General features: G+C 65.0%; 9 protein-coding genes and 1 pseudogene. 3 read left to right on the top strand and 7 right to left on the bottom strand.

All coding sequences use genetic code 11. The features are described from left to right. Nucleotides 1-104, top strand: a 104-nt coding sequence (locus tag VFA16_RS10800; protein WP_324967800.1) for a hypothetical protein, incomplete at its 5' end; no start/stop codon positions are given. Between the two features lie 97 nt (nucleotides 105-201). Here the strand turns inward: VFA16_RS10800 and VFA16_RS10795 are convergent. The 7 genes from VFA16_RS10795 to fdxA all read right to left on the bottom strand — a co-directional run bounded on the left by VFA16_RS10795 (nucleotide 202) and on the right by fdxA (nucleotide 8,310). Further along, a complete protein-coding gene (locus VFA16_RS10795; RefSeq protein WP_324967799.1) occupies nucleotides 202-669 on the bottom strand; it encodes a DUF5994 family protein in 468 nt (155 codons plus the stop codon). Nucleotides 670-863: 194 nt separating this feature from the next. Further along, entirely contained in the window at nucleotides 864-2,153 is a 1,290-nt protein-coding gene (locus tag VFA16_RS10790) for an alpha/beta hydrolase (RefSeq protein WP_324967798.1), read from the bottom strand. A 67-nt stretch (nucleotides 2,154-2,220) separates the two neighbouring features. Further along, a complete protein-coding gene (locus VFA16_RS10785; protein WP_324967797.1) occupies nucleotides 2,221-2,640 on the bottom strand; it encodes a hypothetical protein in 420 nt (139 codons plus the stop codon). A gap of 35 nt (nucleotides 2,641-2,675) precedes the next feature. Next, the gene (locus VFA16_RS10780) at nucleotides 2,676-5,003 is read right to left on the bottom strand and encodes an APC family permease (RefSeq protein ID WP_324967796.1); all 2,328 of its coding nucleotides are present in this window, start codon (nucleotides 5,001-5,003) and stop codon (nucleotides 2,676-2,678) included. A 38-nt stretch (nucleotides 5,004-5,041) separates the two neighbouring features. After that, on the bottom strand, nucleotides 5,042-6,805 hold the full coding sequence (locus VFA16_RS10775; RefSeq protein WP_324967795.1) for an acyl-CoA dehydrogenase family protein: 1,764 nt from the start codon (nucleotides 6,803-6,805) through the stop codon (nucleotides 5,042-5,044). A gap of 66 nt (nucleotides 6,806-6,871) precedes the next feature. After that, complete coding sequence (gene dapC, locus VFA16_RS10770; RefSeq protein ID WP_324967794.1) at nucleotides 6,872-7,957, bottom strand: succinyldiaminopimelate transaminase; 1,086 nt, start codon at nucleotides 7,955-7,957, stop codon at nucleotides 6,872-6,874. A gap of 26 nt (nucleotides 7,958-7,983) precedes the next feature. Next, the gene (gene fdxA / locus VFA16_RS10765; protein WP_324967793.1) at nucleotides 7,984-8,310 is read right to left on the bottom strand and encodes a ferredoxin; all 327 of its coding nucleotides are present in this window, start codon (nucleotides 8,308-8,310) and stop codon (nucleotides 7,984-7,986) included. A 227-nt stretch (nucleotides 8,311-8,537) separates the two neighbouring features. On the opposite strand from fdxA, the gene VFA16_RS10760 reads away from it, so the two are divergent. Both VFA16_RS10760 and VFA16_RS10755 read left to right on the top strand, forming a co-directional pair. Then, a complete protein-coding gene (locus tag VFA16_RS10760) occupies nucleotides 8,538-9,095 on the top strand; it encodes a PadR family transcriptional regulator (protein ID WP_324967792.1) in 558 nt (185 codons plus the stop codon). Further along, nucleotides 9,092-10,161 (top strand): annotated as a pseudogene (locus VFA16_RS10755) (2,4-dienoyl-CoA reductase FMN-binding domain-containing protein); the annotation flags it as partial. The gene VFA16_RS10760 and the pseudogene VFA16_RS10755, both read left to right, overlap by 4 nt.

Raw genomic sequence — 10,161 nt, 5'->3', positions numbered from 1 at the left:
ACCGGATCCGCCGGATCGAGCAGCTTTTGTCCACATCGCTGGCAGATCCCGATGTGCGACTGGTGTTTTCGCTGAGCCTGCGGACAACCGAGCGCCTGACATGACACTGCGCGAACAGATGGACAAGGCCGGCACCGCTGTAGCGATCCGGCCTCTGATTCCCTTGCGGCATCTACAGCGCCCAGGGAACTTGCCGCAACGCTACGGCATGTAGCCAGTGGATGTACAGTCGACCGCTTGGCCGGCCCGGTGCAGGAGCTGCCGCAGCCCGGCAACGCTCATTGGTTGCGTCGATTCAGAGACCGTGCGCAGCACCTGACTAACAGCCGAACTTCCGCTGGAAGGTGCCAACACGAACAGCACCGCGTCGCGTGAATGCGTTCCCTTCAGATAGATGGTGTCGCGGGCATGCAGCCGGTATGGATCCACGGAGACGACGGTCTTGCCCCGGATGATTCGCGGCGGTGCGAGAGGCCACATGCTCGGGTCGTACACGACCCTGTGCACCGGGCCGATCCATGAACCGAACACTTCCACCAAGTCAGGCAGTTCGCTGCGGAGATCGCCGCTCTTGGGCCACCACGCGCCGTCAATACCGCCGCGAGTCGGGGCACGTTCACATAACGCTAGTCGGGCGACCGGCAGACGCTGGGGCGCCGAATCTGCCAAGGTGACGCTCCCGTCAAATCTCCGTGCTATCGCAGACGGCAACCGAAGGGGCGGCTCTCGACAAACCTACGACATGGCAAGCGTAGCGTACCGGGGTTTCACGTGGACCAGTGCGTTGCTAAGGCGTTACCGGTCGCATCCACCGCTGGCGGGTACGCACGAAAACTCAAGAACCCCAACCCGTCCCCGCCGAGCTACCGCGATTCACTGGTTTGCGCAACAGAATGCGGCCCCGATTGGTTGACACGGTCGCCCCGCGACGACTCGTAGATCTCGGCGAGGAACTGTTCAACCGCCACGGCTGCATGCTTGGCGCGCACGGAGCCGAATATGTCGAAGGCATGCTGGGCGAAAGGCAGCTCGGCGTAGACGACAGGTTGGTGGCTGACATCGCGCAGGCGTGCGGTGAAGTTGCGGGCCTGGCCGACAGGGATCAACGAGTCGTTGCTGCCGTGCAGGACGAAAAACGGTGGTGCCTCAGCAGATACGTAGCTAATCGGCGAGGCCGCGCGAAACGCTTCGGAGATTTCTGTCCGCCTCCGCTTGAACACGTACTTGCCTAAGATAGGCGCCATTTGTGGGTGCACAGAATCACTGCGGGTGAAGTCGTAGACGCCGTAGAACGGCACGGCCGCTCGCACGCTGGTGTCCGCGTCTTCGAAACCCGGTTGAAACTCTGGGTCATTCGCGGTGAGGGCGGCCAATGCGGACAGGTGCCCGCCCGCCGATCCGCCGGTAATCGCGACCCAGTCGGGGTCGCCACCGTACTCGGCGATGTGCTCCTTGATCCATGCCAGCGCACGCTTGACGTCGACGAGGTGGTCAGGCCAGGTTGAGCGCGGGCTTAGCCGATAGTTGATCGCGACACACACCCAGCCCAGCTCGGCCAGATGACTCATCAACGGATACGCCTGGTGGCGTTTGCCCCCCAGCATCCAGGCGCCGCCGGGAACCTGCAGCAGCACAGGTGCGCGTGCGCCAGGGTCGAGATCGGAACGCCGCCAGATGTCGAGGTGGTTACGAGAACCGTAAGGGCCATAACTGATGTCAGTGTCGTGCGCATAGTCGCGATAAATCCGGAACATGCGGATCACGCCCGGCGTCTTGGCCGTGCCTGCACCTGCCGGCCGCTTCCACAGATCGGCAGACTCGGTGCGGCGCTCGCTGCCCAGCCCTTCATCGAGCGCCGCGGTAAGCGGCGCATTGGCATTGCGGCCGATGCGATGCAATCCCAGTAGACCCAGCCCCGATACGCCCGAAACCACCGTGCTGAACCAGCGCATGCGAGGTGACAGCCGCCGCAAGACCGCGCCCACGATCGCCACATGGACACCAAGCACTTGGAGCGGAAGTTCTGACGCGAACACGCCGAAGCTGAACGCGAACAGCGAGGGATAGCCTCGCTTGGTCAGCGGCCGGTAACCGTTGGCCGTGATCACGAGTCCGGCTAGTGAGTTCAGCACCGCTGCCAGTCGCTTCAACAAGAGTTACTCCCATCGACCGCACACATGACGTAGCCAACCGCCGGTTGAGGAATCTAACTGAGCCACCCTAGCTGCCGAGCGGACTCGGCTGCTCCGCCGGAGTGACAGTGCTGATCCACGCCAGGATGGTGCGGATGCAGGCGCCGGTGTTGCCGACCTGGCAGTGGTTGCTAGCTTGCTCGGCGGTGAATAGCCGGGTGGTCACCGAGCGCGCGTTCGTGAGGTTGCGTGCCTGGCGGTGCAACTGATGCAGCGGCACATAGTGGTCATCCGCTCCGGCGATGAGCAGCACGTCGGCTGTTACCCGACCGGAGATCTTGCGGGTTGTCACCGCCCGGGCGGCGGCCAGAAAATCGTAGGCCGACTCGGTGCCGGTGACGTGCATGCCTTGCCAGAGTCCCCACTGCGAAACGGGTCGAAGCGCCGCCGAGAGCCGCGCGACGCCGTTGATGACGGGGCGAGCACGCAGCGCGAGCAGGGCCCGCATTACCGGTGCGGCGCCGGGCGCGAATTGGCCTGCGCCTACTGGGCCCCTTCAGGCTCTTGAACGACGTGATATTTGGGGTCGGCCATCGACAATGGGCCGTTCCCGCTTTGACGGACCTTACCGGTGATTCGCAGCACTTGGCCAGGATCGATATCAGCACCGTGCCCGGGGTGGAAGGTGACCCGGATGTCTCCGGTGTTGTCGCCCACGACGATCCAACGGTACGTGCGCCGGCGTTTGGTGATGTCCTCCACTTGGCTGACGCGTCCTTCGATGGTGGCCCGGCGTCCGGGGATCAAGCCTTCGATCGTAATCACCGCCGGCGACCGCTCGGGATGCTCGTATTCTTCGACCGTCTCCTGTTCGCCCTGCGCGACTCGGGCCTCTACTTTGTCGAGCACTCGGGCGATCCGTTGCTCGAAGCTGTCCGGAAACGCTTCTTCGATCCGGGATTGCACGTCGTAGGGCACGATCGTGGCGGCGGCATCCGGGATCCGGCTGATGGCTCTGGCGATCCTGTCCGCGGTGCGGTCATGAAGCAACCGGCCGAGCAGCGGTGCATAGGTTCGACGCGGCAACAGCACCGTCACATTGGTATCCGGGTGTTCGCTTAGTGCCCGCAGGCACAGCTCTTGCGCGGCCCGGTTGATCTGCCGATCCGGACAGTCGACGACCCGCAAGCGGGTGCCGAGATCGAAGCGGTCCCAGCGCTTCCGCAACTGGGTGGCATGGGCCGCGTCCACCATGAAATGCACGGCGATCAGCTCGTCGGCACGCAATCCTCGCCCGTATCGCAATGCCTCGAGCACCGCCAGGTCAACCGAACTGACGAAGACGAACACCCGGTGTCGGGCATACTTCACCAGCTCCGGACGGTCGGTGCGGAACATCTCAAGGATGGCCGCCTCGGCACGGTACTCGCGGTTCAGCCGCATCAACGCGAACACCAGCGCCGGGAACACCACGACCACCAGCCACGCCCCCTCGGTGAACTTCGCCACCGCGAAGATCCCGACGATGATCGTCGACAAGACCCCCGCAGAGAAGTTGATTGCCAGTTTGTGTCGCCAGCCCGGTTCCCGGTGTCTCAGATGGTGTTTCGTCATCCCGTATCCGGCCATCGCAAAGCCGGTGAAGACGCCGATCGCGTAGAACGGCACCAGCGCGTTGACCGAGCCACCGGTGACCACCAGCAATGCCACCGACAACGCGGTGAGTGTGATGATGCCGTTGGAGAACACCAGGCGGTGACCGCGCTTCATCAGCTGCCGCGGCAGAAAGCGGTCTTCGGCGACGAAACTGGCCAACGCGGGAAAACCATTGAAACTTGTATTGGCGCCAGTGAATAGAATGGCGGCGGTCGACGCCTGAACGAGGGCATACAAGACGTTTCCGACGACCCCGCGGCCGAAGACTGCCCGGGCCACCTCGGAAAGCATTGACGGATACTCGTCAACGTACGGAGTGGCGTGGGTGACGTGGGTGAGATAGGCGACACCGGCCAACAGGAACCCGAGGATGCAGGCCATCGCGGTGAGAACCCGGCGAGCATTGCGCCCCTGGGGCTTGCGAAAGACGTTGACCGTATTGGAAATCGCTTCGACACCGGTGAGCGACGAACCACCGTTGGCGAACGCGCGCAGCAACACCAGGATCGTCGCGCCCATCACCAATCCACTGCCATGGTGAACCGGCACCGCTCCTGCAATGTGCTGTGGATCGTATTTCGGTAAACCCCAGAAGACTTCGCGAATGACTCCGGTCACGATTGTCAGCGCAATCATGACGACAAAGGAGTAGGTCGACAAGGCGAACGGCAAGCCAGCTTCTCGCAGTCCGCGCAGGTTGGCGTAGCAGATGAGGAGAACCACTGCCACGGTGATTTCCAAGCTGTACGGACCGAGCGGGGTTATCGCCGACACCACCGCCACTGTGCCCGCCGCCGACTGCACCGCCACGGTGACCACATAGTCGATCAACAATGCTGCGGCGGCGATTTGAGCCACTCGGGGTCCAAAATTCTCCCGCGCCACCACGTAGGAGCCGCCGGCTCGGGTGTATGCCATCACGACCTGGCGGTAGGACGCGGCCACCAACACCAGAATGAACAAGATGACACCGGTGATCGGCAGCAACAACGCGAACGCCGCCAACCCGGCATGGGGCAGCAGCTCGATCATGATCTGTTCGGGACCGTAAGCGGTCGACGAGATCGCATCCGGCGAAAGAGCGCCCAGTGCAACGGGATTGGACAGTCTCTCGGTGCTGAGCTGTTCGCTGATCAGCGGCTTTCCGAGAAAGACGCGTTTGGCGACGTCACCAACCGACAGCGGGACGCTCACCCGGCGAGCCGATGTTGTCACGACACATCTTTACCTGATCGGCGCCCCAACCGAAAGGATCAGTCGATGGTCAGCGCGCCGTCGGCGAGTTCGTCGAAACGCTCGATGGCCTCGTCACCCTCAACATCGATGCCGCGAAGCGGGCCGCGATCGGCCAAATAGCGCTGGGCGTACAACCGCGCGATCAGCGCCTTGCGATCCGCGTGACGGGCGGCCTGCTCCCAGGCGGCCTGTTCGGTGAGCAGCGCGCCGGCGTAGACGTCTCCCATGAATTGAGTCAGTGCGAAAAGCCGCGCTTCGGCCACTCGACCGTGCAGTTTGGTCCACGCTGTGATGGCGGCATCGAGGTCCTCGATGCGGCCGCGCACCAGCCGGGTGGTGTCGTCGTCGTCGGACACCTGCGCCGCGTCGTGCAGGCGCGCCAGCAGCGGTTCGTGCGCCTGTGTGCGCTCGATGCCGCGCCGCACGTCTAGACACAGAATGTTGTCCGGCCCTTCCCAGATGGTGTTCACCTGAGCGTCGCGCAGTAGCCGGGCCACCGGCCAGTTTTCGATGTAGCCGTTGCCGCCATGGATCTCGATGGCATCGGACGCCATGCTGATGCCCAGCCGGCACACCTTGAGCTTGGTGACCGGAACGGCGATGCGCTGACGCACCGGCTTGGGTTGGCGGTGGTTGGCAAAACCGGTGCAGTCGAACACCAAAGCTTGGGCAGCTTCGACATCGACGATCATTTCGGCGAGCTTGCGGCGCATCAGGGGCTTGTCGATGAGCGCCTCCCCGAACGCCCGCCGCTGCCGGGCATAGCAGAGCGACTCGACCAGAGCACGGCGTGCGTTGCCCAACCCGAACAGCGCGATACCCAGCCGGGCCGCGTTCGTCAGCTCCATCATGCGGCCCAGCCCCTTGCCGTCTGATGGCCCAGCGTCGGTGCTGGGTTCGCCGGAAAGCAAGAAGGCTTCAGCGTCGACGAATTCGATCTCGCCGGAGGCGACTGAACGCGTACCGAGCTTGTCCTTGAGCCGGCGGATCCGCACCCCGTTGGCCGAACCGTCGCGGCGGGTCCGCAGCACCAGAAACGTTGCGATACCGCGCGTCGAGTCGGGTGCGCCTTCGGGTTTGGCCAAGACCACGAACACCTTGCCGTCGCAGTTGGACGCAAACCACTTGAAGCCGTTAAGCAACCATGCGTCGCCGTGCCTGGTGGCGGTGGTCTCCAGCACGCCGAGATCGGAGCCGCCGGTGCGCTCGGTCAACAGCTGCGCGGTCTCGCCCTCCCACTCACCGGACTCAAATTTGGCCAGCACGTGCTCGCGCACATCGGCCGGCGCGTAGGCGGCAACCAGCGCCTTGACCATGTTGGCGCCGGTGCCCAGGGCACAGCCCATGCCGATGTCGGCCTGATTGAGCATGTAGTTGGACGCGAACAGCGGCAGCGACGGGTTCACCCCGGCGCGGCGGGCGTCGTCTTTGAGTGCCTGGTGGGCGTCGAGGATGGCGCGCTTGGATGCGGTGAATGACGGCGGCTGGATAACCCGGCTGACGTCGTGGCCCCAGCGGTCGTAGCGTTCCAGCCGGGCCGGGTTGCGGTCAGTTTCCTCGGCCCAGCGTGCGACCGGGCCGCCCATCAGCTCGCCGATGCCGGTCAAATGCGGTTCAGCGAAGGCCAACTCATCGGGCTGCAGGTAGTAGGCCATCGTGAACTGCAGGGTCGGATCGCTGCGAAACCAGTTGAGACCGACGGCGCCCTGGTAGTTCTCGGTGCGGTAGCGTTCGGCCTTCTCGGCAGTGCTGAAGGGCAGTCGGTCGACGTCATAACTCATGCTGCCGAGTGTGGACTTAATGCACGCCGCACACAATTTTGCGTGACATAAGTGCACGCTCGGCGACTAAGTCAGCCGGTCGACCGCTGCGGCGATCCGCTCGTCTGTGGCGGTCAGCGCCACCCGCACATGGCCCGCCCCGGCCGGGCCGTAGAACTCGCCGGGCGCGGTCAGGATGCCGCGCTGCGCCAGCCACTCGACAGTGTCGCGACACGGCTGCCCGCGGGTGACCCACAGGTAGAGCCCGGCTTCGGAATGCTCGGCGGTAAACCCCGCCGACCGGAATGCAGGCAACAGCATGGCCCGCCGACGCGCGTAGCGCTTCCGTTGCTCGTGTTCGTGGGCGTCGTCGTCGAGAGCGGCGACCATGGCGGCCTGCACCGGCGTCGGAACCATCATCCCGGCGTGCTTGCGCACGGCCAGCAGCTCGGCGACGAGCTGCGCATCGCCGGCGACGAAGCCGGCCCGATACCCGGCCAGCGACGAGCTTTTCGACAGTGAGTGCGCCGCCAGCAGCCCGGTGTGGTCGCCGTCGCACACCGACGGATGCAGCAGCGACAGCGGCTCGGTATCCCAGCCCAGACCCAGGTAGCACTCGTCGGACACCACCAGCGCGCCACGCTCGCGGGCCCAAAAGACGACTTTGCGTAGGTGGTCGACGCCGAGCACTCGTCCAGTGGGGTTGCTCGGCGAGTTCAGGTACACCAGCGCCGGGGCCTCGGGACCCACCTGAGTCAGCGAGTCGGCGCGCAGCACACGTGCGCCAGCCAACCGTGCGCCGACCTCGTAGGTCGGGTAGGCCAGTTCGGGTACGACGACCAGGTCGGCGGAGCCCAGGCCCAGCAGTGTCGGCAGCCAGGCGATGAGTTCCTTGGTGCCGATGACGGGCAGGACGGCCGCCTCGGATAACCCGGTGACGCCGTAGCGGCGGCCCAACGCCGCGACCATCGACTGGCGCAGCTTCGGTGTGCCTGCGGTAGTGGGGTATCCCGGTGAGGCGCTGGCGGATGCCAGCGCCTCACGGATCAGCGGCGCGACCGGGTCGACCGGTGTGCCGACGGAGAGGTCGACGATGCCGTCCGGGTGCGCTTCGGCGACTGCCCTGGCTTCGGTCAGGGTGTCCCAGGGAAATTCCGGTAGCGTCGCCGACACGCGCCGCCGGCGATCGACCAGGCCGCTCAGTCGCCCTCGCCTTGCGGCGGCAGATCCTTGACCACCTGCGGGTCGTTTTCAGTCATGCCGACTTTCGCCGCGCCGCCCGGCGACCCGAGCTCGGTGAAGAAGTCGGCGTTGATCTGCGTGTAGTGCGCCCATTGTTCGGGGACGTCGTCTTCGTAGTAGATCGCCTCGACTGGGCAGACCGGCTCACAGGCCCCGCAGTCAACGCATTCGTCGGGGTGGATGTAGAGCATCCGAGCGCCCTCGTAAATGCAGTCGACCGGGCACTCCTCTATGCATGCCTTGTCTTTGATGTCGACGCAGGGTTCGGCGATCGTGTACGTCACGAAGGTCTCCTCCATGTGCTGGTCGTGCTGTCTGGCCGCTCGGAAAGGACGCCTGGGGGTTGCTGAGCGAACTCTCAGTGTGCCCTATCGCTTCGCTTGTGGGCGATGCGTTTCCGTTGATTACTGATACTAGACGTTGCATATACAATCTCACCAGCACCCCGCTATGCGCATAGGTGCAGTGCAACTAGTTGCATATTGCGCCGGGCGGCCCCTATGCTCCCGGCGTGGCACTTCCCCACGCGATCCTGGTGTCGCTGTGCGAACAGTCCGGCTCCGGCTACGAGCTGGCCCACCGGTTCGATCGGTCGATCGGGTATTTCTGGTCGGCGACGCACCAGCAGATCTATCGCACGCTTCGCGCGATGGAGAACGACGGCTGGGTGCAGGCGACACCGGTCCCGCAGCAGGGCCGGCCGGACAAGAAGGTCTACACCGTCTCCGACGCCGGTCGCGCGGAGCTTGCCCGCTGGATCGCCGAGCCGCTCACCGGGCGCGGCAGTGCCCTGAGCGACACCCGCACCCGCGACATCGCCGTCAAGCTTCGCGGCGCGGCCTACGGCGATGTGGCCGCGCTGCGGACGCAGATCGCTGCGCTGCGCGCCGAACGCGCCGCGTTGCTCGACACCTACCGCGGCTTGGAGAAGCGCCAATTCCCGGATCCGTCGACACTGCGGGGCGCCGCGCTGCACCAGTATCTGGTGCTGCGCGGCGGCATCCGCGCCGAGGAGAGCGCGATCGACTGGCTCGACGAGGTAGCCGCGGCACTGTCGAGGCAGCCATGACGTATCCGAACCTGTTGTCTCCGTTGGATTTAGGGTTCACCACACTGCGCAACCGGATCGTCATGGGCTCGATGCACACTGGGCTGGAAGATCGCGCCCGCCATATCGACCGGCTGGCCGAGTATTTCGCCGAACGCGCACGCGGCGGCGTCGGGATGATCATCACCGGCGGCTACGCACCCAACCGCACCGGTTGGCTGCTGCCGTTCGCGTCGGAGCTGGTGGCCTCGGCCGAGGCGCGCCGGCACCGTCGCATCACGCGAGCGGTCCGTGAGTCCGGCGCGAAGATCCTGCTGCAGATTCTGCACGCCGGGCGCTATGCCTACCATCCGCTTTCGGTGAGCGCGTCGTCGATCAAGTCGCCGATTACCCCTTTCCGCCCACGAGCACTGTCGTCGCGGGGCGTCGAAAACACCATCAGCGATTTCGTTCGCTGCGCACAGTTGGCGCGCCAGGCTGGCTACGACGGGGTCGAAATCATGGGCAGCGAAGGGTATCTGCTCAACCAGTTCCTCGCCCCGCGCACCAACAAACGCACCGACGCCTGGGGAGGCACACCGGAGAAACGTCGCCGCTTCCCGGTCGAGATCGTGCGGCGCACCCGCGCCACGGTTGGCGACGACTTCATCATCTGCTATCGGATGTCGATGGCCGACTACGTCGAGGACGGCCAGAGCTGGGACGAGACCCTCGCGCTAGCAATCGAAGTCGAGGCAGCCGGCGCCACCATGATCAACTCCGGCTTCGGTTGGCACGAAGCGCGGGTACCGACGATCGTCACCTCCGTGCCGAGCGGCGCATTCGTCGACATCAGCGACGCGCTGGCCCGGCACGTCAGCATTCCGGTGGTGGCGTCCAACCGGATCAACATGCCGCAAGCCGCCGAACAGATCCTGGCTGACACTGCGGTGCAACTGATCTCGATGGCCCGGCCGCTGCTGGCCGACCCGGAGTGGGTGCGCAAGGCCGAAGCCGGCCGCGCCGAGGAGATCAACACCTGTATCGCCTGCAATCAGGCATGTTTGGATCACGCGTTCGCCCACAAAGAGGTGTCGTGTCTGCTCAA

It is taken from the genome of Mycobacterium sp. (assembly GCF_035653355.1).
GTDB lineage: Bacteria > Actinomycetota > Actinomycetes > Mycobacteriales > Mycobacteriaceae > Mycobacterium.
This window is presented reverse-complemented; position numbering and strand designations above follow the sequence as displayed.